The sequence below is a fragment of the Streptomyces sp. CA-142005 genome (genome assembly GCF_050942335.1).
Lineage (GTDB): Bacteria > Actinomycetota > Actinomycetes > Streptomycetales > Streptomycetaceae > Streptomyces.
In genome coordinates this window covers 2583517-2604991 of sequence record NZ_CP192078.1, presented here as the reverse complement: position 1 = coordinate 2604991, position 21475 = coordinate 2583517, and the positions used below count along the sequence as shown (strand labels likewise).

Sequence of the window (21475 nt, the reverse complement as noted above, 5' to 3'; positions counted from 1 at the left end):
CACGTGTCAGCCGCTGTCGCCCCTCAGAATTCCAACAGCACCTTGCAGGACCGGCTCCGATCCGCGGCCAGCACGAACGCGTCCGCGGCCTGTGCCACCGGAACCACGGCACTGACCAGGATGTCGAACTCCGCCCGCGCGGCCAGCAGTTCCAGCGCGTCGTCGAACTCGGCGTCGAAGCGGAACGCTCCCCGCAGCTCGATCTCCCGGCTCACCAGCAGGTTCCCTGCGAACGGCGACTGTCCCGGCGGCAGCATCCCGAGCTGTACGACCACGCCACCGCGCCGTACCCGCCGCAGGCAGGTGTCGAGCCCGGCCGCGACCCCCGACGCCTCGACGGCCACGTCGACTTCCCCCGGCCACCCGGCATCGCCCGGATCGTCGGCCCGTACCAGCGTGTCCGCCCCGGCCCCGGCCGCGTGACCCAGCGCCTCCGGCACGAGATCCGTCACCGTCACCCGTGCCGCGCCGGCCGCCTTCGCCGCCGCGACCACCAGGCACCCGATGGGCCCCGCCCCGGTCACCAGCACATGCCGGCCGGACACGTCCCCGGCCCGCCGCACCGCGTGCAGCGCGACGGACAGCGGCTCGGCGAGGGCGGCCCGCCGCGGCCCGAGTCCGTCCGGCAGCGCCCGCAGCTGACCGGCCGGTACGGCGATCCGCTCGGCGAAGGCGCCCTGGACATGCGGAAAGCGGGCCGCGCTGCCCAGGTAGCGGGTGTCCCGGCACACGTTCGCCCGCCCGTCGGAGCACTCCGGGCAGTGCCCGCACGGTGTGGCGGGGTGCACGGCGACGGCCGTACCCGGCGCGGGACCCGTGGCCCCGGTGCCGTAGGACACCACCGTGCCCACCACCTCGTGCCCGAGCAGCATCGGCTCCCGGAGCCGGAAGTCCCCGACCCCGCCGTGCCGCCAGTAGTGCAGGTCCGAGCCGCACACCCCGCCGTAGCGGACGGCCACCAGGGCCTCGCCGGGCCCCGGTTCGGGCACCGGCAGCTCCTCCACCCGCAGATCGCCCGCGCCGTGGACCACACAACCCCGCATCGCCGCAGCCCCTTTCAGAGCACGCTCGTCATGCCGCCGTCGACGTACAGGATCTGCCCGCCCATGAAGTCGGAGGCCGGCGAGGCGAGAAAGAGCAGGCCGCCCACCAGGTCCTCGGTGCGGCCCCAGCGGCCCGCCGGGGTGCGCCGGCGAACCCAGGCGCTGAACTCCTCGTCCGCCACCAGCGGCCGGGTCAGCTCGGTCTCGATGTAGCCGGGGCCGAGGCCGTTGACCTGGACGCCGTACGGCCCCCAGTCGGCGCACATGCCCTTGGTGAGCATCTTCAGGGCGCCCTTGGTGGCGGCGTAGGGCGCGATGCCGGGGCGGACGACCTCGCTCTGCAGCGAGCAGATGTTGATGATCTTGCCGTGGCCGCGTTCCGTCATCCGCCGGGCGGCCTCGCGGCCGACCAGGAACGCGCTGGTGAGGTTGGTGTCCAGGATCCGGTGCCAGTCGGCGTCGGTGAACTCCAGCAGCGGGGCGCGCAGTTGCATGCCCGCGTTGTTGACGAGGATGTCGAGCGGGCCCACCCGCTCCTCGACGTCGGCGATCCCGGCGGCCACGGCCGGACCGTCGGTCACGTCGAACACCGCCGAACGGATGTCACCGGGGAGGTGCTCCGCGGCCTTGGCCAGCCGGCCGGGGTCGCGCCCGTTGAGGACGACCGTGCAGCCGGCCTCGGCCAGGCCCCGGGCCAGCGCGAGGCCTATGCCCCGGCTGGAGCCCGTGACCAGGGCGGTGCGGCCGCCGATGTCGAAGAGAGGGTGAGCCGTCATCGCCGTGGCGCTCCTAGATCACGAGGGACAGCAGCAGGACCAGACCGCCGGCGACCACGGAGATGATCGTCTCCATCACCGACCATGTCTTCACGGTCTGTCCGACGCTCAGCCCGAAGTACTCCTTCACCAGCCAGAAACCGGCGTCGTTGACATGGCTGAAGAAGAGTGAGCCGGCGCCGATGGCGAGGACGAGCAGGGCGGTGTGGGTGGTCGACATGTCGGCTGCGAGGGGGGCCACCAGGCCCGCCGCCGAGACCGTCGCCACCGTCGCGGAACCCGTGGCCAGCCGGATCGCGACCGCGATCAGCCAGGCCAGCAGCAGCGCCGGGATCGACCAGTCCTTGGAGATGTCCAGGATCATCTGGCCCACGCCGGAGTCGATCAGCGTCTGCTTGAAGCCGCCGCCCGCGCCCACGATCAGCAGGATGCCCGCGATGGGCATCAGGCCCTTCTCGACGGTCTGCTGCAGGCGCTCCTTGCTGAACCCGGCGGGCCGGCCCAGCGTGAAGAAGCCGACGAGCACGGCGGCGAGCAGGGCGATCAGCGGGGAACCGATGATGTCGAAGACCCGCTGGTTCAGGTTCGTCGGGTCGTCGACGACGATGTCCACCAGCGCCTTGGCCAGCATCAGCACCACCGGCAGCAGCACGGTGGCGAGCGTCGCGCCGAAGCCCGGACGGCGCTCCAACTCGTCCGAGGCGCGCTGCGGCAGCATCCGGTCGGGCGCCTGGACGTCGACCCAACGGGCGGCGACCTTGGAGAACAGCGGACCGGCGATGATCACCGTCGGTATGGCGACCAGGATACCGAGCGCCAGGGTCACGCCCAGGTTGGCCTTGACGGCGTCGATCGCGACCAGCGGGCCGGGGTGCGGCGGGATCAGGCCGTGCATCACGGAAAGGCCGGCGAGCGCCGGGATGCCGATGCGCATCAGGGAGTAGTTGCCGCGCTTGGCGACCATGAGCACGACCGGGATCAGCAGCACGATGCCGACCTCGAAGAACAGCGGCAGGCCGATCACCGAGGCGATCAGCACCATCGCCCACGGCATGGCGCGCCCGCCGGCCTTGGCGAGGATCGTGTCGACGATCTGGTCGGCGCCGCCGGAGTCGGCGAGGAGCTTGCCCAGGATCGCCCCGAGCGCGATCAGGACGCCCACGCCGGCCACGGTGGTGCCGAGCCCGGTGGTGAAGCTGGTGATGGCCTTGTCGAGCGGTGCTCCGGCGACCGCGCCCAGCGCCAGCGACCCGATGGTCAGCGCCAGGAAGGCATGGAGCTTGAACTTGGTGATGAGCAGGACGATCACGGCGATGCCCACCAGGACGGCGATGCCCAGCTGGGCGTGTCCGGCGGAGGTGATCGGCGGAGGCGTGTCCGCTGCCAGCATCTCGACGCTGAGTCTGGTCACGGGTGTTCCCTTGCGTTACGGGGGGACGGGGGTGAGTGCTACGCGGTGGTGTCGGGAAGCGCCTCGAGTGCCTTCACGGCACGCTCGGTGATCTCCTGGGGGCTGCCGCTGACGTCCACGGCGACTCCCGCCTCGTCCGGCTCCAGGGGCTGCAGTGTGGCGAACTGGGAGTCCAGCAGCGCGGTCGGCATGAAGTGCCCCTGCCGCTGCCTCATCCGGTCCTCGATCAGCTTCCGGTCGCCGGAGAGGTGCACGAACACCACTCCGGGAGCGGCGGCCCGAAGCCGGTCGCGGTACGACCGCTTCAGCGCCGAGCTGCTGACCACCCCGCCCAGTCCGGCCCGCCCGTGCGCCCAGTGACCGATGGCGTCCAGCCAGGGCCACCGGTCGGTGTCGTCGAGCGGGATCCCGGCCGACATCTTGTCGATGTTGGCCTGCGGGTGGAAGTCGTCGCCCTCGGCGTACGGGACGCCCAGCCGCGCGGCGAGCAAGGGACCGATGGTGGTCTTGCCCGTCCCCGCGACGCCCATCACGACGACGACCTGGGGGGTTCGCATCACTGCCTCGCTGTCTTCCTCGACATCCGACGCCGCAGCGGCGTCGCCACACTGAAACCCATTAGGTACGACGAATTCAAGAGTGTGTGACATATAAGTCTGACTTTTTCAGTCGGTGATCCACGCCGTACGCTGAGTGCATGACCACACCGGGCCGGGGGCTGCACGGCCATGTACTGGAGACCCTCGGCCCCGCGATCACGGCGGGCGAGTACCCGCCGGGCAGCGTGCTGCGCACCGACGAACTCGCACAGCGCTTCGAGGTGTCACGCTCCGTGATGCGTGAGGCGGTCCGGGTGCTGGAGTCGATGCACCTGGTGGAGTCCCGCCGACGCGTGGGCGTGACCGTCCGCCCCAAGTCCGAGTGGAACGTCTACGACCCGCAGGTCATCCGCTGGCGCCTGGCCGGCGCCGACCGCCCGCACCAGCTGCGCTCGCTGACCGTGCTGCGCTCCGCGATCGAACCGGTCGCGGCCGGCCTCGCCGCCAAGCACGCCACGGCGGAGCAGTGCGCCGAACTCACCGAGTGCGCGCTCGGCATGGTGGCCAACTCACGCGGCCACAAGCTGGAGAAGTACCTGGTCCACGACATCGCCTTCCACCGGGTCATCCTGAACGCCTCCGGCAACGAGATGTTCGCCCGGCTCGGCGACGTCGTCGCGGAGGTCCTGGCGGGACGTACCCATCACGAGGTCATGTTCGAGGACCCCGACCCGGCGGCGGTCACCCTGCATGTGCAGCTGGCGGAGGCGATCCGCGGCGGCGACGTGACCCGCGCCGAGCAGCTGACCAGGGAGATCACCGTGGGCGCGCTGCAGGAACTGGACATCCTGGCGCCCTAGTCCGGGCCGGTCCCGCACCTCTCAGTCCAGGAAGTCCCCGTCCACGTACACCCAGGCGCCGTCGACCCGCTCGAACCGGCTCCGCTCGTGCAGCGAGCCGCCCCGGTAGGAGGCGCGGAAGGTCACCGTGCCGGTGGTGTGGAAGGCCGACCCGTCGGTGGTGTCCAGGATCTCCAGCCCCGTCCACCTCGTCCGCGGGTCGAGGTCAAGCCGCTCGGGCCGGGTCCGCGGATGCCAGGTGCGCAGCAGATACCCCGCGTCCCCCTTCACGAACGCGCTGTACCGGGACCGCATGAGCGACTCGGCGCTCGGCGCGGCGGCCGCTCCCGTGTGGAAACGGCCGCAGCAGGCGTCGTAGGGCAGGGGGAGTCCGCAAGGGCAGTCACGGGAGGTCATGGGCCACATTCTCCCTGTACCAGGGGAGGCGTCCGACGTCGGCGGGGTGCACAGTGGAAGGGCGACGCAGCCCTGGGAGGCGGACTATGACTCGACCCATGACCAGCCGTCCTCCGGCCGTCAAGGAGTGGCGGCTGAATCTGTACCTGTCCGAGCACGACCCGGACACCACCGCCCGGATCGTCCTGGACACCGGCGACAACGTCCTGGAGAGTCACGCGGAGGCCCGCCGCAACCCGTACGACCCCGATGTGCCGGAGATAGGCGACGAACTCGCCGCCGGACGTGCCCTGATCGCCATGGGCCGCAGGCTGCTGCGCGCCGCCGACGGGGACATCAGGGCTGTGGGAGCGGCCGACACGGAGGAGGAGGAAGACCTCTCACCCCTGTGGCTGGACCGGGAGTGAGGCGCCTCACCTCCCCTTGCGCAGGAACCGCCGCAGCCGGGTCAGCGGCCAGGTGTTGATCACGTCGTCCCGGGTGAGCCAGCCCCGCTGCGCCGTGCCGACGCCGTAGCGCAACTGCGCGAGGTGCGGGACGGAGTGCGCGTCGGTGTCCACGGCGAACTTCACGCCCTGCTCCCTGGCGCGCAGGATGTCCTCGTCGCGCAGGTCGAGACGGTCCGGCTGCGCGTTGACCTCCAGCGCGGTGCCGGTACGCGCGCACGCCGCGAACACCTCGTCCCAGTCGGCGTCGACGCCCGGCCGCTTGCCGATCAGCCGGGTCGTCGGGTGCCCGATGATGTTGACGTACGGGTTCTCGCAGGCCCGCACCAGCCGCCGGGTCATCGCCCTGCGGCCCAGGTCGAAGTGCGAGTGCAGCGAGGCCACGCACAGGTCGAAGCCGGCCAGGAACTCCCCGGGCCAGTCCACCCCGCCGTCCGGGTCGATGTTGAGCTCCGTGCCGTGCAGCAGCCGCATCCTGTGATGGGCGCCGTCCAGCTCCCGCACCCGCTCCCGCTGGGCGAGGATCTTCTCGTCGGTCATGCGCTGCATGTACAGGTTGGGCGCGTGATCGGTGACCGCGTAGTACGTGTAGCCGCGCTCGGCGGCCGCCGCCACCATCTCCTCCAGCGGCGCCAGCCCGTCGGTGAGGTCGGTGTGGGAGTGCAGGTCGCCCCGGATGTCCTTCTCGGTCACCACCTCGGGCAGCTCGCCGTTCAGGGCCGCCTCGATCTCCCCGCGGTCCTCCCGCAGCGCCGGTGTGATCCACGGCAGGCCGAGCCGGGCGTACACCTCTTCCTCGGTGCGCGAAGCCAGGGAGTCCCCGCTCTCGGCGTCGAACAGGCCGTACTCGGACAGCTTCAGCCCCTGGTGCACGGCGATGGTGCGGGTACGGATGTTGTGCGCCTTGGAACCGGTGAAGTACTGCATCCCGGCGCCCCACGACTCCGGCGGCAGCACCCGCAGATCGACCTGGAGCCCTTTCGCGGTGCGGATCGACGTCTTCTTCGAGCCCCGTGCGATGACCTCCGCGGTGGCCGGCAGCTCGCACAGCGCCGCCATGAACGGCTCCGACTTCCTCGCCGCGACGATGACGTCCAGATCCCCGACGGTCTCCCGCATCCGGCGCAGCGAGCCCGCGTACGCGCAGCGCTTGCAGCCGGTCACCGCGGACAGCTCCGCGACGATCTCCTCCGCGGTGTCCAGGGCCAGCGACAGCGGCACCCGGGCGCCCGCCCGCTGGAGCAGCTCGATGCCGTGCCGGATGTTCTCCTGCGTCTTCTCGCCGAAGCCCTTCAGATCGGCCAGCGCGTCCGCCTCGATCGCCGCGGCCAGTTCGTTCACCGAGGAGATGTGCAGGTCCTCATAGAGCCGCAGCGCCTTCTTCGGGCCCAGGGTGGGAATGGTGATCAGCTCCCGCACCCCGGCGGGGATCTTCGCCCGGCGCTCCTCGACCACCGCCATCTTCCCCGTGCGCAGGTACTCGGCCACCTTGTCGGCGATCGACTTCCCCACGTTCGGGATCTCCTTCAGGCCGTCCTCGCCCAGCTTGGAGATGTCGGCCGGGTACCCGCCGATGGCACGCGCCGCCTTCTCGTAGGCGCGCGCCTTGAAGGCGTCGCCTCCGGTGATCGCGATGAGGTCCGCGTACTCCCGCAGGAGCGCCTCGACCTCGTCATTGGGCCGGGCCACCCTTCAAGTCTAGAAAGACCGCCACGGATCCGGGCAAACCGCTACGGAACGTTCCGGAGCACCGGCAGCGGCGGCAGCTTCGCCCCGTACACCCACTCCTGGAACAGCCCGTCCGTCGGCTCCTGCGCGAACCGGGCCACGTGCCCGGTGAACGCCTCCGTCGTCACCGACCCGTTCCGGTACAGCCGCACCCAGCCGCGCAGCATCCGGAAGAACGCCTCGTCGCCCAGCGCGCAGCGCACCGCGTGCAGGGTCAGCCCGCCCCGCTCGTAGAGCCGGTCGTCGAACATCGCCCTGCGGCCCGGATCGGCCAGCCTGAGGTCCTGCGGCAGCGTGGCCAGCAACCGGTGCGCCGCCGCGGCCAGTTGCTGGGCGCTGCGGCCGCCGGAGCGCTCGGACCACAGCCATTCCGCGTACTTGGCGAAGCCCTCGTTCAGCCAGATGTGCCGCCAGTCGGCGATGGTCACGCAGTTGCCGAACCACTGGTGCGCCAGCTCGTGCGCCACCAGCCGCTCCGAACCCCGGGCGCCGTCCACGTGGTTGGCGCCGAACAGCGACAACCCCTGTGCCTCGACCGGCACATCGAGCTCCTCCTCGGTCACCGCGACCGCGTAACCGTCGAACGGGTACGGCCCGAACAGCTCCTGGAACAGCTCCATCATCGCCGGCTGCCGCGCGAAGTCACGGGAGAACTCGGGCAGCAGCCGTGCCGGGATGTGCCCGTGCTGCGGCACGCCCCCCGGGCCGGGGTCGCCCAGCAGCACCGTCTGGAACCTGCCGATCACCAGGCCGACCAGATAGCTGGACGTGGGCGCGGACTGCTCGTACACCCAGGTCGTCGTCGACGCCTTGGTCGTCCGGGTCAGCAGGCGCCCGCCCGTGACCACCGTGTACGCGGACGGGGTGGTCACCGAGAGCAGATAGGACGCCTTGTCGGCGGGCCGGTCGTTGCACGGGTACCAGGACGGCGCCCCCACCGGCTGGCTCGCCACCAGCGCCCCGTCGGCCAGCTCCTCAAAGCCGAGCCCGCCCCACGGGCTGGCCACCGGCCTGGGGTTGCCGGACCACTGGACCTCCACCGTGAACGCGGCGCCGGCCCGGACGGGCTTGGCCGGGCGGATCCGCAGCCGTCCGCCGCGGTGCGTGAAGTGCGGCTGCCGGCCGTCCACCCGCACCCGGCCGATCCTGAAGTCGGCCAGGTTGAGCTGGAACTCCGTGAGCGGCGCGCGGCCCGCTATGGCGTTGATCCGGGCCGTGCCGGACAGCCGGTTAGGGCCGGGGCGGTAGTCCAGCGCGAGTTCGTAGCGGTGCACCCGGTAGCGGGGGTCACCGTTGTCCGGGAAGTACGGGTCCCGGTCGGCCGACTGCTGAACTGCCACTGCTGTGTCCGCTCCCTGCGCTGTGCCACCACTGGCTGCCGGTGCGCCCACCGGCCCCGCGCGGCCCGCGCTCAGGGACGCCATGCCTCGATCGGGTTGCCGAGCCAGCGGGTGTCGTCCGGGACGGACTCCGCGGCCATGACGAGCGACGCGGGCCCGAGGGTCGTACGGGCCCCGACCGTGCTGCCGGGCAGCACGATCCCGCCAGGGCCCAGCGTGGCGCCCTCACGGAGGACCACAGTATCCGTCCGCAAGATCCGGTCGTGGAAGAGGTGTGTCTGCAGCACACAGCCGCGATTGACGGTCGCCGCGTCCCCCAGGGTCACCAGGTCCGCCTCCGGCAGCCAGTAGCTCTCCACCCACACGCCCCGGCCGATGCGCGCGCCGAGTCCGCGCAGCCACGCCGTCATCACCGGCGTCCCCGGCACGGCCCCGGCCAGCCACGGCACCGCCAGCACCTCGACGAACGTGTCCGCCAGCTCGCCCCGCCACACGAAGGAACTCCACAGCGGATGCTCCCCGGTACGGTGCCGCCCCACGAGCAGCCACTTCGCGATCACGGAGACGACCGCCGCGACCACACCCGCCCCGAGCAGCACCGGCCCCGACAGCGCCCAGGCCCACGGACCCAGCGCACACAGCGCCGCCACCGTCGCCGCGGCCAGCGCCGCCGAACACAGCACCGGCACGATCCGGCACAGCTCCACAAGACCGCGCGCCCACAGCAGCCGGGCGGGCGGCTCGTACGTACGGCTCTGGTCCCCGCCGGCCGCGCTGCGCGGCAGCTTCACCGGCGGCAGCCCCAGATACGAGGTGCCCTTCTTCGCCTTCTTCGGCGTCGCCGACAGCACGCCGACCAGACCGCCGTCCGGCACGCTCCGGCCCGGACCGGTCATCCCGGAGTTCCCCAGGAAGGCCCGCCGCCCGATCTCCGCACGCCCGATCCGCACCCAGCCGCCCCCGAGCTCGTACGGCGCCGTCAGCGTGTCGTCCGCCAGGAAGGCCCCGTCGCCCACCGTGGTCAGGCTCGGCAGCGCGAGCACGGTCGACACCTCGGCGCGGCGCCCGATCCGCATCCCCAGCAGCCGCAGCCACACCGGCGTGACCAGCCCCGCGTACAGCGGGAACAGCGTCTCGCGGGACCGGTCCATCAGCTGCGTCACGGTCCACGCCTGCCAGCCGACCCGGCTGTGCGTCGGATGCGTGCCCTCGCGCAGCCCCAGACTGAGCACGCGTACGGCGACCAGGACCAGCAGCGCGTACGCCAGCCCGTAGGCGAGCGTGGCCGGCACCAGCCCGAGCGCGGCTCCGCGCAGCGCCCGGGTGAGCGAGCTTCCGGGCGTCACGAAGAGCCGGGCGACCAGCAGCGCGGCCACCCCCGCGAGCAGCGGCAGCGAACTCAAGCCGAGGCCGGTGATGCCGTACATGACCCGCCAGTGCGTGCCCCGCTGCGGCCGCTCCTTGGGCCAGTTGCGCTTGGCCTTGCCCAGCTTGACCGCGGGCGCGCCGGCCCAGCGCTGGCCGGTCGGGATCTGCCCGTTCACCGCCGAGCCGGGGGCCACCTCGGCCCGCTTGCCGATGCGGGCGCCCGGGAAGAGCATGCTGCGGGTCCCGACGGTGGCGTGCGCGCCGACCTTGACCGGGCCGATCTCCAGACGGTCGCCGTCCAGCCAGTGCCCGGACAGGTCCACCTCGGACTCCACGGCCGCGCCCCGGCCCAGCTTGAGCATGCCGGTGACCGGCGGCAGCGAGTGCAGGTCCACCTCGGGCCCGACCTTCGCGCCCAGGGCGCGGGCGTACCGCTCCAGCCAGGAACCGGTCAGCGAGGTGGCCCAGCTGAACTCGGCCAGCCGCTCGGCCGTCCACAGCCGCAGATGCACGCTTCCCCCGCGCGGGTACCGGCCGGGCCGCACGCCCCGCAGCAGCAGCCGCGCCCCGCCCGCCGCGAGGGCGATCCGGCCGGGCGGGGTGAAGAACAGCAGGGCCCCGGCCGCGAGCAGCCACCAGGGGGCGGTCGGCAGCCAGGAGTAGCCGGGCAGCAGGTTCCCGACGGCGGCCAGGACCGTCGTCCAGCGCAGCCCGAGCAGGGTGACCAGCGGGAGCAGCAGCAGGAGCTGGACGGCCTGGGCGCGGACCGGAACCGGCGCGATCGTGCGGGCCCGGCCGTCGTCCTGCGCCGAGGCGTCCAGCCGCCGGGCCAGCTTGCGCAGCGTGGGCTGCTGGTAGATGTCGAGGACGGCGGCGCTCGGGTAGCGGGTGCGCAGCCGGGTGGTGAGCTGGGCGGCGGCCAGCGAGCCGCCGCCGATCGCGAAGAAGTCGTCGGACGCGCCGGTCACCGGGATGCCCAGCACCTCCGCCCACTGCTCGGCGAGCCAGGCCTCGGTGCCGTACAGCTCGGCCTTGGGGGACTCCACGCCCTCCAGGGGCCAGGGCAGGGCGTCCCGGTCCACCTTGCCGGACGTCCGGGTCGGCAGCTCGGCGACGGGCGCGAGCAGCGGCACCAGCGCGGCGGGCAGCTCGGCGCGCAGCCTCTCCACGGCGGCCGCCTGGTCCCAGCCGTCCTGCGGGACCACGTAACCGACGAGGAGCTGGTTGCCGCCGCGGGCGGTGCGCACGGCGGCCGCGGCCCCGGCGACCCCGGGCAGGGCCTGCAGCGCGGCGTCCACCTCCCCGAGTTCGATCCGCCGCCCGCCGAGCTTGATCTGCTCGTCGGCCCGCCCGAGGAAGATCAGCCCCTCGGGCTCGGCCCTGACCAGGTCACCACTGCGATAGGCCCGCTCCCAGCCCAGCGAGTGCAGCGGCGCGTACTTCTCGGCGTCCTTCTCGGGATCGAGATACCGTGCGAGCCCGACCCCGCCGATCACGAGCTGTCCGGTGCCGCCCATGGGCACGGGCTCCTCGCCGTCGTCGACGACGGCGAGCTCCCAGCCGCGCAGCGGAAGCCCGATCCGGACGGGCTCCTCGCCGGTCATGAGCGCCGCACACGCAACCACGGTCGCCTCGGTCGGCCCGTAGGTGTTCCACACCTCGCGCCCCTCGGTGACCAGCCGCTGCGCCAGTTCGGGCGGGCAGGCCTCACCGCCGAAGATCAGCAGCCGTACGTCGCTCAGCGCCTCCGGCTCCCACAGCGCGGCCAGTGTGGGCACGGTCGAGACGACGGTGATCTCCTGCTCGACCAGCCAGGGCCCGAGATCGGCACCGCTCCTGACCTGCGACCGGGGCACCGGCACCAGACAGGCGCCGTACCGCCAGGCCAGCCACATCTCCTCGCAGGAGGCGTCGAAGGCGACGGAGAGCCCGGCCATGACGCGGTCGCCGGGTCCGATCGGCTCCTCCGTGAGGAACAGGGCCGCCTCGGCGTCCACGAACGCGGCGGCGCTGCGGTGCGTGACGGCGACGCCCTTGGGCTTCCCGGTGGACCCGGAGGTGAAGATGATCCAGGCGTCGTGCTCGGCGCCGGGCCGCGCGGCCGGGGAGCCGGAGGTGCCCATACCGGTGCCGCCCTGGACGCCGATGCTGTGCCCGGCGCCGATGACGGCCCGTACCTCCGCCTCCCCGAACACCAGCTCCGCCCGCTCGTCCGGGTCCTCGGCGTCGACGGGGACATAGGCGGCACCGACGGCGAGTACGGCGAGGATGGCGACGTACAGCTCGTTGGTCCCCGAGGGGACCCGCACCCCGACCCGGTCCCCGAGTCCGACCCCGGCGCTCGCGAGCCGTTGCCGCAGCCGCTCCACCTCGGCGGCCAGCGCACGGTAGGTGAGGCACGTCGTGCCGTCGTCCAGCGCCGGCTCGTCCGGGTGGGACCGCACGGTCGCGTCGAAGACGTCGACCAGCGTCCGCGGCGAGGCGGCGGGACCGGCGGAGAAGCGTGCCCGGTCGCCGAACTGCGTGCGGATCTCTTCGTCGAGCAGGCCGAGAGCGCTGCTCTCGTCTATGGCTGCCATCGGGTCCTCACGTCGGGTCCGGCTGAGTGACAAGCCGGAAATATTAGTACGACGCTAGGCTTCGTCCCTTCGCGCAGCCGCCCGGGAGGGCCGTTCGGGTGACCGCGGCGACCCGCCTCCGGGCCCCTGACCTGCCGACTTCACGCCGGGCGAGACATGCCTCACACACGGTCAACAAGGGGGTATCCCGGGGCAGTTGAGGTTTCCGCCGGCTCGCGGGCAAAGCGAAGGGCCCCTGCTGAGCAGGGGCCCTCACTGGTGTCCGAGGGGGGACTTGAACCCCCACGCCCGATAAAGGGCACTAGCACCTCAAGCTAGCGCGTCTGCCATTCCGCCACCCGGACAAGGTGTCTGTCGTGCTGTGGAACCCTTTCGGCGGGGTTTCCCTCGCGGCGACGAAGGAAACATTACCAGGCTTTCGGGGGTGGCTGATCACCCCCGCCCGCGGCGCCGGTCGTCCGTGAACGGTGTGTGACGGGCCGGGACCGGTCTTGGGCCGCGGCCGGGGGAGAGGGAGGATGTGGAGGACCACCAGCAGCGACAGCGCGGGAGGAAGCACGTGAGCGAGACGGACACGGCCAGGAGCGTCACCGGCGAGGACGAGGTCGTGGACCTCTGCCGCGAGCTGATCCGATTCGACACCAGCAACTACGGCGACCACTCCGGCCCCGGCGAGCGCAAGGCCGCCGAGTGGGTCGCCGAGAAGCTCGCCGAGGTCGGTCTCGAGCCGAAGATCTTCGAGTCGCACCCGGGCCGCGCCTCCACGGTGGCCCGCATCGAGGGGGAGGACCCGTCCCGGCCCGCGCTGCTGATCCACGGCCACCTGGACGTCGTACCGGCCAACGCCGCGGACTGGACCCACGACCCGTTCTCCGGCGAGGTCGCCGACGGGTGCGTGTGGGGGCGCGGGGCCGTCGACATGAAGGACATGGACGCCATGACCCTCGCGGTCGTGCGCGACCGGCTCAGGAGCGGGCGGCGGCCCCCGCGGGACATCGTCCTCGCCTTCCTCGCCGACGAGGAGGCCGGCGGCACGTACGGCGCCCGTCACCTGGTCGACCACCACCGCGAGCTGTTCGACGGCGTCACCGAGGCGATCAGCGAGGTCGGCGGCTTCTCGTTCACCGTGAACGAGCAGCGCCGGCTCTATCTGATCCAGACGGCCGAGAAGGGCATGCACTGGATGAAGCTGACCGTGGCCGGCACCGCCGGGCACGGCTCGATGATCCACCGCGACAACGCCATCACCGAGCTGTCCGAGGCCGTGGCCCGGGTCGGCCGGCACAAGTTCCCGGTGCGGGTCACCAAGACCACCCGGGCGTTCCTCGACGAGCTGGGCGACGCCCTCGGCACCGAGCTGGACCCGGAGGACATGGAGTCCACCCTCCTCCGGCTCGGCGGCATCGCCAAGTTCATCGGCGCGACCCTCAGCAACACCGCGAACCCCACCCAGCTCAACGCCGGCTACAAGGTCAACGTCATCCCCGGCGAGGCCACCGCGCACATCGACGGCCGCTTCCTGCCCGGCCACGAGGAGGAGTTCCTCGGCGACCTCGACCGGCTGCTCGGGCCGCACGTCCGGCGCGAGGACGTGCACACCGACAAGGCGGTCGAGACCAGCTTCGACGGGGCGCTGGTGGAGGCCATGCAGTCCGCGCTGGTCGCCGAGGACCCCACCGCCAAAGCGATCCCCTACATGCTCTCCGGCGGCACCGACGCCAAGTCCTTCGACGACCTCGGCATCCGCGGCTTCGGCTTCGCCCCGCTGAAGCTGCCGCCGGAGCTGGACTTCGCCGGCATGTTCCACGGCGTGGACGAGCGGGTGCCGGTGGACGGGCTGCGGTTCGGCGTGCGGGTGCTCGACCGGTTCATCGACGCGTCGTGAGGGCGTGGCCTGCGGACATTCGGGCAGCCGTACGACAACGACTGAGAAGGGTGAATGCGACCATAAGCTCGTAGCCTCATTACTCCCTCCTCGTTACAGGTGATGCGATCCCGCACCTTGGGGTCGCATTGCCAACAAGGAGGAAGAATGATCAAGAAGGTCGTCGCTGCTGCGGCTGCCACCGGTGGGCTGGTCCTCGCGGGAGCGGGCCTCGCCGTCGCCGACTCCGGTGCCCAGGGTGCCGCCGTGCACTCTCCGGGTGTCGTCTCCGGCAACGTCATCCAGGTGCCCGTGCACGTGCCGGTGAACGTCTGCGGCAACACGGTCAACGTGATCGGGCTCCTGAACCCCGCCTTCGGCAACACCTGCGTCAACCACTGACGCCGGCTCCCTGAGGGGGCGTTTGTCCCGAGGGGGCGTCTTCTACGAGCCGTCGGCCCCGGAGCGCGCGCCGTGCGCTCCGGGGCCGACCGGTCTTTTCACCCGGAATCGGATCCGGTCCCGAGGATCCGAAGGATCGAAACAACGAAGGCAGGGGGGAACTCACCATGCGACAGGGCACCCGCAAGGGCCTGATGACGATGGCGGCCGCCACCGGTGTGATCGCCGCCGCGAGCGGCTACGCCCACGCCGACGCGGGCGCGTCCGGCATCGCCGCCGGCTCACCCGGCGTACTGTCCGGCAACACGGTGCAGGCACCGGTGCACGTGCCGGTGAACGTGTGCGGCAACACCGTGAACGTCGTCGGGCTGCTCAACCCGTCCGCGGGCAACACATGCGCCAACCACGGCGGCGCCTCGGCGGGCCACGGCGGTTCCGGCGGCTCGCACGCGAGCGGCCGCACCGCCGACTCGCCGGGGGTCGGCTCCGGCAACACCGTCCAGGTGCCGATCGACGTCCCGGTGAACGTCTGCGGCAACAGCGTGAACGTCATCGGGGCAGGCAACGCCACCACGGGCAACGACTGCGGCAACGGGGGCGGCGATCACCAGCCGCCGGGCGGCCACGGCAACCCGCCGGGCCACCCCGGACATCCTGGCCACCCGGGCCACCCGGGCCATCCGGGTCACCCGGGCCATCCGGGTCACCCGGGCCATCCGGGTCACCCGGGCCATCCGGGTCACCCCAGTCACCCTGGCACCCCGCACCAGCCCGGCCACCCGGGAAGCCCGACGACCCCGCCCGGCAAGGGTGGCGACACGCCTCAGGGGTCCCACGGGTCCAGTCAGGTCAAGCAGACGGGCGGCCGGTCCGCCCAGCCCCTGACCAACGCGCAGCTCGCGCACACCGGCAGCGACCTGCCGGTCGGCCTCGCGCTGCCGGTCGGCGCGGGCGCACTGCTCGCGGGCGCGCTGCTCTACCGCAAGGCGCGAGCCGCGGCCTAGCGGGCAGCGTCGGGTGCGGAGCGGCCCCGCCTTGCCGGCGGGGCCCGCTCCGTCAGGTGGTCGGCCTCACCACGTGGCACGCACCTGGCGGATGATCCGCCGGCGCAACCGCACCTTGCGGCTGCCGTCGCGCAGCAGGCTCAGTCGGTCCAACTCCCAGTGTCCGTACTCGGCATGGTCCGTCAGCAGGCGTGTGGCCTCCTTGCGGGACACCCCGCGAGGCACGTACACGTCGACAAATTCGTATTCCGGCATCGCATCTATTGTGCGGGCTGGGGCCCGGTACGGATAGCGTCTGCACTATGTCTGATGCTGCGCAGCCCACCGCTGCCGAGGTACGCGCCGCCGCCGAGGCGATCAAGACCGCGCTCGACCGTCATCTCGCCGCGGTCGAACGCAGGTCTGGTGAGGACGACCCGGCCGTCCTGGAGGCGTTCAACCAGCTGGCCGCGGCCGCAGAGGCGTACGACGAGCTGCTCTACGACCGCTACGACGAGGTCACGCCCTTCGAGATCCCCGGTGCGGAGGAGCTGCCGCCGTACGCGGGCCCCGAGGAACCGAGTGCGATCAGCGTGCTGATCCGCCGCGACTACGCCGTGGTGGAACCCCAGCGGCTGCTGGCGCAGGCCGACCGGGTCGAGGCGGCGGAGTACGAGGCCGCGGGCGGCCTGGCCGAGGATGCCGCCGGCACGGTTCCGGGCGCGCTGGGGATCCTGTTCGGCGAGTTCGAACCGGACGAGATCGCCTCCCGGCACAAGGAGTTCGGCCTGGAGGAGGGCGACTCCACGCTCTGGGTGACCGCGTCGGACGAGACCCCCGAGGCGGGGGAATGGCTGGAGGCGCCGTTCGAGCACATCGATCCGCAAGGGGTGGTGTGCCGGTTCGACGTGAGCGCGGTGTTCGACGACGAGGACGAGTCCGACGAGGAGGACGACCTCGAGTTCGTCGAGGACGACGAGACGGAGGACGCCCGGAGATGATCTCCGCCCGGCGGTGCCGTGGGGCCCGAGGCCCGTACGGCACCGCCGGATCCCGCCGACGCGGCGGAAGGACGATCAGCTCGCCGGCACCTGTGTGCGCAGCAGCGTCTGCAAGCGGGTCGTGCGGGGCTTGGCCTGGATCTCCGCCACCGCCTTCGGCAGGGCCTGCTCCACGCCGTGCACCACGGACAGATGCCGCTCCGCCCGGCCGAAGGCCGTGTACACCCAGGGTCTGCTGAGCGCCTGCGCCGCGTCGCCGGGCAGCACGACGACCGCCGCCGGCCAGCGCGCGCCCACGGCCTGGTGCGCGGTCAGCGCCCACCCGTGCCGTACGGCACCCTCCACCCGCTCGCGCGGCACGACCACCGGGTCGCCCGCGCACGACAGGTGCAGCCCGTCCGCGTCCGCCTTCACCACCACGCCCGGCACCGTACGGCCCGGAGCGGGGGAGTAGGCGATCCGGTCGCCGGGGTCGAAGCCGCCGAAGCGGCCCGGGCCGGGGTTGAGGCGCTCCTTCAGCGCGGAATTGAGGGCGCGGGTGCCCGCGGCGCCGCCGTGCCCAGGGGTGATCACCACGGTCTGGTCGGCCGGGACGCCGAGCGCCCGCGGCACCGAGTCGGCGACCAGCTGGACGGTCCGGTGCACGGCCTCGCCCGCCTCCCGCACCGGGACGATGACGACCTCCTTGCCCGGAGCGGCGACCTGGTTCAGCTCGCCGATGCCGATGCCCGAGACCAGCTCGCCGATCGGACCCGGGTCGGGAAGGCGGGAGGCGAGCTGCGGGCAGACCCGGGCGGCGAGCAGGTCGGCGAAGACCCGCCCCGGTCCGGCCGACCACAGCACCGCCGGGTCGCCGCTGAGCACCAGCCGGGCCCCGTCGGGCAGCGACTCCACCAGCATCGCGGCGCTCTCCACGTCGAGCTGCGGCGCGTCCAGCACGATCAGCAGATCCAGCTCCAGCGAGCCGTCCGCGTCCCGGCCCGGTCCCTCGGCGCCGGACAGCAGACCGGCGACCGTGCCCACGCCGTCCTCCGCCGCGCCCGGCAGCGCGGCGAGGCGGTGGCGTCCGTCCGGCGTGTGGCAGACGGCGAAGGCGCGCAGGCCGGCGGCGCGGGCGGCACCGAGCAGCGCGGCCGGTTCGGCGCGGGCCGCCTCCCCGCCGGTGTGCAGCACCAGGCCGTGCCCGGCGACCGCGCGGACCAGTTCGGCCGCACCGCCCAAGGCGGCGCCGACCGCCGCCTGCCAGGCCTGCTCGGTCTCCTTGGACAGCGAGTTGACCAGCCGGGCCAGGCCGTCGGCGAGGCTCTCCTCGGCCAGTGCGTACCGCTCCAGGCCCACGAGGACCCGGACCGGCCGCTCCTCCTTGCCCTCGTCCTCGCCCTCCTCCGCCGGCTGGGGCGCGGCCGCTCCCGGTTCCTCCAGGGCGTCCTGGAAGGCCAGGGCCTCACCCTCCGCGAGCGTGCTCTGCACGGCCGCGTCCGGGTCCGGGACGCCCTGCCGGCCCAGCGCCGCGGCGAGCGTGGGCAGTTCCAGCGCGGTGTGCCCGGCCAGGGCGGCCTGCTCCAGCAACCAGACGGTGATCGCGCGAGCCCGCCGCTCGTCGCCCGGGCCGCAGGCGGCGCCGAGCAGGGCCCGTGCGAAGCCGTCGGCCTGGTCGGGCCGTACGCCGCCGACGCGCAGCAGCTGCCAGGGGTCCTCGCGGAGCGCCGCATCGGCGCCCTCGCCGAGTGCCGCGGCCACCTGGGCGGCCAGGGCCTCGGGCGCGCCGCCCTCGGCCAGCACCCGGCGGACGCCCTCCACCGTCTCCGGTGCCGGGGCGCCGGGTGTGACGGCGGCCGGGGCGGGCGCGGGCTGCGGCCGGCGCACGGGCTCCGGGGCCGGGCGGCGCGGGGCCGGCGCGGGCTCGGTGAACGCCGTGTCCACGGGCTTCTCGCCGCTCTCCACCGCCCGCACCGCCGCGAGCAGGTCGGCCGCCTTGCCGCTGAGCTTGGCGCCGCTCTCGATCGTGCCCTTCCTCTCCGCCTTGCGCCGCTCGATGCGCTCCCGCTCGATCCGCTGCGCGGCCAACTCGGCCTCGGCCTCGGACAACTGGGCGGAGTCAGCGCCTTCGCCCCCGGACTCGGAGGGCTGCGCGGCGCCGACCGGTTCGCCCTCGGGCTCGGACCCGGACTGCCCGGCGGAATCCGCCACTTCGCCCCCGGCCTCGCTCGCACCCTCGGCGCCGCTCGCCCCCGCGCCGCTCGCGCCCTCCGCGTCGCCCGCCTCAAGGCCGTTCGCACCGCTCCCCGCGGGCGCGGCCTCGCTGCCCGGGCTCTCCGGCGTGTCCGGCGTCCCCGGCCCGGCTTCCTCCGTGGTCTCCGGCTCCGTGCTCACAGCGTGCTCCAGTCGTGATCGGGATAGCGGTGCACGGGCGCCGACACATCGTCCAGCGCCCGGCAGATCTCGTCAGGAAGACTAAGGGCCTCCACTGACAACGCCGCCGTGAGCTGCTGAGTGTTGCGCGCGCCGACGATCGGCGCGGCCACGCCGGGCCGGTCCCGGACCCAGGCGAGGGCCACCTGCAGCGGGGTCACGGCGAGCCCGTCGGCGGCCGTGGTCACCGCGTCCACGATGCGGGTCGCCGTGTCGTCCAGGTACGGCTCGACGAACGGCGCCAGATGCTCGGAGGCGCCCCGCGAGTCCGGGGGAGTGGTGTGCCGGTACTTGCCGGTCAGCACGCCCCGGCCGAGCGGGGAGGAGGGCAGCAGGCCGACGCCGAGATCCAGCGCGGCGGGCAGCACTTCCCGTTCCACACCCCGCTGCAGCAGTGAGTACTCCATCTGCGTGCTGGCCAGCCGGGTGCGGATGCCCGGCGCCGCGAGCTGCCAGGTGGCGGCCTTGGCGAGCTGCCAGCCGCAGAAGTTGGAGACGCCCGCGTACCGGGCGCGGCCGCTGCTGACCGCTGTGTCCAGGGCCTGGAGGGTCTCCTCCAGCGGGGTGCCGGGGTCGTAGGCGTGGACGTGCCACACGTCGACATGGTCCGTGCCCAGGCGGGCCAGGGAGGCGTCGAGGGCGGCGAGCAGATGGCCGCGGGAGCCGTCGAAGCGGCGGTCGGGGTCGGGGACGCTGCCCGCCTTGGTGGAGAGCACCAGGTCCCGGCGCGGCACCAGGCCGTCCATCAGCTGCCCGAGCAGGTACTCCGCCTCGCCGTTGCCGTACACGTCCGCGGTGTCGACGAGGGTTCCGCCGGCTTCCCAGAACGCCTTCAGCATGTCCGCGGCGTCGTGCTCGTCGGTGTCCCGGCCCCAGGTGAGGGTGCCGAGTCCGATCCGGGACACGCGCAGGCCGGTACGGCCGAGATGCCTCTGCTCCATGCGGGCGAGATTACTGGCCAGAACCCCTGCGGTGGGTTGCCTGTGGATAACCCGATCGGGGTGTGGAGCCGTCTGTTTTCAGGTGCCCGGCGCCTGCCCCCGATCGCCGTCCGCGCGCTAAGGTCGCCCCAGCAGAACGTTACTCATGGGTAAGGGGATCGGCCATGCAGCTCGGTATCAACCTCGGCTACTGGGGTGCCGGAATGGACGGGGACAATCTGGCCGTGGCCCAGGAGGCCGACCGGCTGGGCTTCTCCGTGTGCTGGGCCGCCGAGGCCTACGGCTCCGACGCGGCGACCGTGCTGTCCTGGGTCGCCGCGCAGACCGAGCGCATCGACGTCGGCTCGGCCATCTTCCAGATCCCGGCCCGCCAGCCCGCGATGACCGCGATGACGGCCGCGACGCTCGACTCGCTGTCCGGCGGCCGCTTCCGTCTCGGCCTCGGCGTGTCCGGCCCGCAGGTCTCCGAGGGCTGGTACGGCGTCAAGTTCGACAAGCCGCTCGCCCGCACCCGCGAGTACGTGGAGATCGTGCGCAAGGCCATGACCCGGGAGCGGCTGACGTACGAGGGCGAGCACTGGACGCTGCCGCTGCCCGGCGGTCCGGGCAAGCCGATCAAGCTGACCGTGCACCCGCAGCGCGAGCACATCCCGCTGTACATCGCCGCGATCGGCCCGAAGAACCTGGAGCAGACCGGTGAGATCGCCGACGGCGCCCTGCTGATCTTCCCCGCAGCCGACCACCTGGAGGACACCACCCTGAAGTACCTGCGCGCGGGGCGTGAGAAGGCCGGCAAGAGCCTCGACGGGTTCGACGTCTGCCCGACCCTGCCGATCGCCGTCGGCGACGACAAGGACGTCGCCCGGCTCGCCGACACCTTCCGGCCGTACACCGCGCTGTACGTCGGCGGCATGGGCAGCGCCAAGCAGAACTTCTACAACCAGCTCGCCCAGCGCATGGGATACGAGAAGGAGGCCGCCGAGATCCAGCAGAAGTACCTGTCCGGGGACAAGCAGGGCGCCGCGGCCGCGATCCCGCAGGACCTCATCGACAAGACGACTCTGCTGGGTTCCGTCGACCGCATCGCCGACCGGATGAAGGCCTACGCCGCCGCCGGCGTCACCACACTCAGCCTGTCGCCGGCCGGATTCACCCTGGAGGAGCGGCTCGCCTCCCTGCGGGCCGGCAGCGAGGCCCTGGAGCGCGCCGGACTGGCCTAGGCCCCAGGAAGCTTCAGCGGCCGTGGTGGGGGCTCGGGGGTCTTCCCCGCCACGGCCGTCACCGGGAACAACGCTCCGGACGCCGCGCGGTTACGACCCCGGCGTTCCTTCTTTCGGCGGAGTCGCCGGACACCCGTGTTGCGGCTCGCCTCTGCCCGCATTTGAC

Annotated in this window: 18 protein-coding genes and 1 tRNA gene; 7 read left to right on the top strand and 12 right to left on the bottom strand. The window is 72.7% G+C overall.

The window, feature by feature from the left end; translation table 11 throughout:
* Positions 1-23: 23 nt before the first annotated feature.
* From ACQPXS_RS12445 to ACQPXS_RS12430, 4 genes are read right to left on the bottom strand one after another with little or no spacing between them, the layout of a single operon-like run.
* On the bottom strand, positions 24-1043 hold the full coding sequence (locus tag ACQPXS_RS12445) for an L-idonate 5-dehydrogenase (RefSeq protein WP_433449251.1): 1020 nt from the start codon (positions 1041-1043) through the stop codon (positions 24-26).
* Positions 1044-1057: 14 nt separating this feature from the next.
* Positions 1058-1819, bottom strand: a complete 762-nt coding sequence (locus tag ACQPXS_RS12440) for an SDR family oxidoreductase (RefSeq protein ID WP_433449250.1) — start codon at positions 1817-1819, stop codon at positions 1058-1060.
* Positions 1820-1832: 13 nt separating this feature from the next.
* Positions 1833-3230, bottom strand: a complete 1398-nt coding sequence (locus ACQPXS_RS12435) for a GntP family permease (RefSeq protein WP_356311380.1) — start codon at positions 3228-3230, stop codon at positions 1833-1835.
* A gap of 38 nt (positions 3231-3268) precedes the next feature.
* Complete coding sequence (locus ACQPXS_RS12430; protein WP_351804132.1) at positions 3269-3787, bottom strand: gluconokinase; 519 nt, start codon at positions 3785-3787, stop codon at positions 3269-3271.
* 140 nt (positions 3788-3927) lie between these two features.
* Here ACQPXS_RS12430 and ACQPXS_RS12425 point away from each other — a divergent pair, with 140 nt between their 5' ends.
* Positions 3928-4629, top strand: coding sequence for a FadR/GntR family transcriptional regulator (locus ACQPXS_RS12425; protein ID WP_433449249.1), 702 nt, complete (start codon positions 3928-3930; stop codon positions 4627-4629).
* A gap of 21 nt (positions 4630-4650) precedes the next feature.
* Here ACQPXS_RS12425 and ACQPXS_RS12420 read toward each other — a convergent pair whose 3' ends face one another.
* Positions 4651-5025 (bottom strand): YchJ family protein, encoded by a 375-nt coding sequence (locus ACQPXS_RS12420; protein ID WP_433449248.1) that lies wholly within the window; start codon positions 5023-5025, stop codon positions 4651-4653.
* A gap of 86 nt (positions 5026-5111) precedes the next feature.
* Between ACQPXS_RS12420 and ACQPXS_RS12415 the strand changes: the two genes are divergently transcribed.
* Positions 5112-5432: a dsRBD fold-containing protein gene (locus ACQPXS_RS12415; protein ID WP_351804138.1), complete on the top strand. Its 321-nt coding sequence runs from the start codon at positions 5112-5114 to the stop codon at positions 5430-5432.
* Between the two features lie 6 nt (positions 5433-5438).
* On the opposite strand, the gene polX is transcribed toward ACQPXS_RS12415, so the two are convergent.
* The 4 genes from polX to ACQPXS_RS12395 form a co-directional block, all read right to left on the bottom strand.
* Positions 5439-7160, bottom strand: a complete 1722-nt coding sequence (gene polX / locus ACQPXS_RS12410; protein WP_366486488.1) for a DNA polymerase/3'-5' exonuclease PolX — start codon at positions 7158-7160, stop codon at positions 5439-5441.
* A gap of 41 nt (positions 7161-7201) precedes the next feature.
* Positions 7202-8539, bottom strand: a complete 1338-nt coding sequence (locus ACQPXS_RS12405; protein WP_433449247.1) for a M1 family metallopeptidase — start codon at positions 8537-8539, stop codon at positions 7202-7204.
* 71 nt (positions 8540-8610) lie between these two features.
* Positions 8611-12486, bottom strand: a complete 3876-nt coding sequence (locus tag ACQPXS_RS12400) for a Pls/PosA family non-ribosomal peptide synthetase (RefSeq protein WP_433449246.1) — start codon at positions 12484-12486, stop codon at positions 8611-8613.
* 256 nt (positions 12487-12742) lie between these two features.
* Positions 12743-12830: transfer RNA gene (locus tag ACQPXS_RS12395), tRNA-Leu, on the bottom strand.
* Between the two features lie 215 nt (positions 12831-13045).
* Here ACQPXS_RS12395 and ACQPXS_RS12390 point away from each other — a divergent pair.
* The 3 genes from ACQPXS_RS12390 to ACQPXS_RS12380 all read left to right on the top strand — a co-directional run bounded on the left by ACQPXS_RS12390 (position 13046) and on the right by ACQPXS_RS12380 (position 15756).
* On the top strand, positions 13046-14371 hold the full coding sequence (locus ACQPXS_RS12390; protein ID WP_433449245.1) for a M20/M25/M40 family metallo-hydrolase: 1326 nt from the start codon (positions 13046-13048) through the stop codon (positions 14369-14371).
* A 147-nt stretch (positions 14372-14518) separates the two neighbouring features.
* Positions 14519-14752 (top strand): chaplin ChpH, encoded by a 234-nt coding sequence (gene chpH / locus ACQPXS_RS12385; protein WP_351804149.1) that lies wholly within the window; start codon positions 14519-14521, stop codon positions 14750-14752.
* Positions 14753-14919: 167 nt separating this feature from the next.
* Positions 14920-15756, top strand: coding sequence for a chaplin (locus ACQPXS_RS12380; RefSeq protein ID WP_433449244.1), 837 nt, complete (start codon positions 14920-14922; stop codon positions 15754-15756).
* Between the two features lie 66 nt (positions 15757-15822).
* Here the strand turns inward: ACQPXS_RS12380 and ACQPXS_RS12375 are convergent, their stop codons facing one another.
* The gene (locus ACQPXS_RS12375) at positions 15823-16011 is read right to left on the bottom strand and encodes a DUF5703 family protein (protein ID WP_043407302.1); all 189 of its coding nucleotides are present in this window, start codon (positions 16009-16011) and stop codon (positions 15823-15825) included.
* Positions 16012-16058: 47 nt separating this feature from the next.
* Here ACQPXS_RS12375 and ACQPXS_RS12370 point away from each other — a divergent pair, with 47 nt between their 5' ends.
* Positions 16059-16736, top strand: coding sequence for a hypothetical protein (locus ACQPXS_RS12370; protein WP_351804153.1), 678 nt, complete (start codon positions 16059-16061; stop codon positions 16734-16736).
* Positions 16737-16811: 75 nt separating this feature from the next.
* Here ACQPXS_RS12370 and ACQPXS_RS12365 read toward each other — a convergent pair whose 3' ends face one another.
* Complete coding sequence (locus ACQPXS_RS12365) at positions 16812-19109, bottom strand: helix-hairpin-helix domain-containing protein (protein ID WP_433449243.1); 2298 nt, start codon at positions 19107-19109, stop codon at positions 16812-16814.
* Positions 19106-20089, bottom strand: a complete 984-nt coding sequence (locus tag ACQPXS_RS12360) for an aldo/keto reductase (protein ID WP_433449242.1) — start codon at positions 20087-20089, stop codon at positions 19106-19108. The genes ACQPXS_RS12365 and ACQPXS_RS12360 overlap by 4 nt, the downstream gene beginning before the upstream one ends.
* Before the next feature lie 164 nt (positions 20090-20253).
* On the opposite strand from ACQPXS_RS12360, the gene ACQPXS_RS12355 reads away from it, so the two are divergent.
* On the top strand, positions 20254-21309 hold the full coding sequence (locus tag ACQPXS_RS12355) for an LLM class F420-dependent oxidoreductase (protein WP_433449241.1): 1056 nt from the start codon (positions 20254-20256) through the stop codon (positions 21307-21309).
* The last annotated feature ends 166 nt before the right edge of the window (positions 21310-21475 follow it).

Bases quoted from the DNA above. Each gene is read 5' to 3' on its own strand.
- ACQPXS_RS12445 (WP_433449251.1), bottom strand. From the start codon at position 1,043: ATGCGGGGTTGTGTGGTCCACGGCGCGGGCGATCTGCGGGTGGAGGAG.
- ACQPXS_RS12440 (WP_433449250.1), bottom strand. From the start codon at position 1,819: ATGACGGCTCACCCTCTCTTCGACATCGGCGGCCGCACCGCCCTGGTC.
- ACQPXS_RS12430 (WP_351804132.1), bottom strand. From the start codon at position 3,787: ATGCGAACCCCCCAGGTCGTCGTCGTGATGGGCGTCGCGGGGACGGGC.
- ACQPXS_RS12425 (WP_433449249.1), top strand. From the start codon at position 3,928: ATGACCACACCGGGCCGGGGGCTGCACGGCCATGTACTGGAGACCCTC.
- ACQPXS_RS12420 (WP_433449248.1), bottom strand. From the start codon at position 5,025: ATGACCTCCCGTGACTGCCCTTGCGGACTCCCCCTGCCCTACGACGCC.
- ACQPXS_RS12415 (WP_351804138.1), top strand. From the start codon at position 5,112: ATGACTCGACCCATGACCAGCCGTCCTCCGGCCGTCAAGGAGTGGCGG.
- ACQPXS_RS12400 (WP_433449246.1), bottom strand. From the start codon at position 12,486: ATGGCAGCCATAGACGAGAGCAGCGCTCTCGGCCTGCTCGACGAAGAG.
- chpH (WP_351804149.1), top strand. From the start codon at position 14,519: ATGATCAAGAAGGTCGTCGCTGCTGCGGCTGCCACCGGTGGGCTGGTC.
- ACQPXS_RS12380 (WP_433449244.1), top strand. From the start codon at position 14,920: ATGCGACAGGGCACCCGCAAGGGCCTGATGACGATGGCGGCCGCCACC.
- ACQPXS_RS12375 (WP_043407302.1), bottom strand. From the start codon at position 16,011: ATGCCGGAATACGAATTTGTCGACGTGTACGTGCCTCGCGGGGTGTCC.
- ACQPXS_RS12370 (WP_351804153.1), top strand. From the start codon at position 16,059: ATGTCTGATGCTGCGCAGCCCACCGCTGCCGAGGTACGCGCCGCCGCC.
- ACQPXS_RS12360 (WP_433449242.1), bottom strand. From the start codon at position 20,089: ATGGAGCAGAGGCATCTCGGCCGTACCGGCCTGCGCGTGTCCCGGATC.
- ACQPXS_RS12355 (WP_433449241.1), top strand. From the start codon at position 20,254: ATGCAGCTCGGTATCAACCTCGGCTACTGGGGTGCCGGAATGGACGGG.